Here is a 1,125-nt window from a genome sequence, read left to right as displayed (position 1 = left end):
GCGTGCCTCACACCTTAACAAGGCGTTATGTTCACAAGCAGGAAATACGGATGGCAATATTAGATTTTAAAGAGATTCCCATGCCACATAAGGGTGGCGGTGAACAAGACAAATTCGAGCTTTTTGCACGGGATTTCTTCCACAACTTAGGCTATAAAATTGAATCAGCTCCCGGAAGAGGTGCTGATGGTGGAAAAGATCTACTTCTGATTGAAACACGAAAAGGTATAGCAAATGATACCGAAGTGCGTTGGCTTGTTAGTTGTAAGCATAAAGCTCATTCAGGTTCATCTGTGTCTAAAGCTGACGAGCCAGAAATCCTAGACTCGCTACGTGCTCATGGTTGCGACGGGTTCATCGGTTTTTATTCAACATTGCCCTCATCTGGTTTAGTAGCTAAAGTTGAAAGTATTACTGAAATTGAGCACCAGTTTTTCGATTCATCAAAGATTGAGCAAACATTGCTCAAAAATAGTAGTTGTCTCGAATTAGCAAAACGATACTTCCCTATTTCATATAAGTCTTGGGCTGATGAGAATCCGAAACCAGCTCAAATCTTCTCAGACTTTGAACCTTTTAAATGTCATTGTTGCGGAGAAGAACTTGGCTATGAAAGTATTGGTAGGGTAGTTTCTTGGAGTAAATATGAAACTGTTAATGACGTAGCAATCAAGAAAATCAGAAATCAGTACGTTTGTTGTGGTGGCGATTGCGACTATAAGCTCTCTCACTCTGCTCGATACTTCACTGATGGTTATGTAGATGCATGGGCAGATCTAAAAGATTATTTCACGCCAACTCTTTATTTGAGAGCTGTAATGGGATTTTGCAACGAATTGAACGACCCTACTATTGAATACAGCGCCGAAGCATTTGACCAAGAGAAAGAAATCTTGTTAAAGGCATTTCCATATGTCTGCCGTAACTTGACCAAATCTGAAGTCGATCAAATCCGAGATCTAGCAATGTTGCCTAAGTTTCTCGGTGGTTTAGGGAAGTGAACATAACAAAGCGTTTAAGACGGATTCCCAACGCTTGGCATTTTCGGTTTGATTCAGCTTTAGTGTTTACGGCACAATGGTTTAGGTAGGGTGGCCGCGTTGCTCACCACTTAACGCGGCGTTA

General features: G+C 41.3%; 1 protein-coding gene. It reads left to right on the top strand.

Features of this window, described 5'->3' with window-relative positions:
- A partial coding sequence (locus FKN16_RS24250) for a restriction endonuclease (RefSeq protein ID WP_212756565.1) occupies positions 1 to 1,001 on the top strand: 1,001 nt, incomplete at its 5' end.
- Positions 1,002 to 1,125 lie beyond the last annotated feature (124 nt).

It is taken from the genome of Vibrio sp. 11-4(1), from assembly GCF_013048625.1.
In the GTDB taxonomy this organism is placed as follows: Bacteria; Pseudomonadota; Gammaproteobacteria; order Enterobacterales; family Vibrionaceae; genus Vibrio; species Vibrio diabolicus.
The sequence above is the reverse complement of the archived record's forward strand: the minus strand, read 5'-3'. Positions and strand labels throughout refer to the sequence as shown.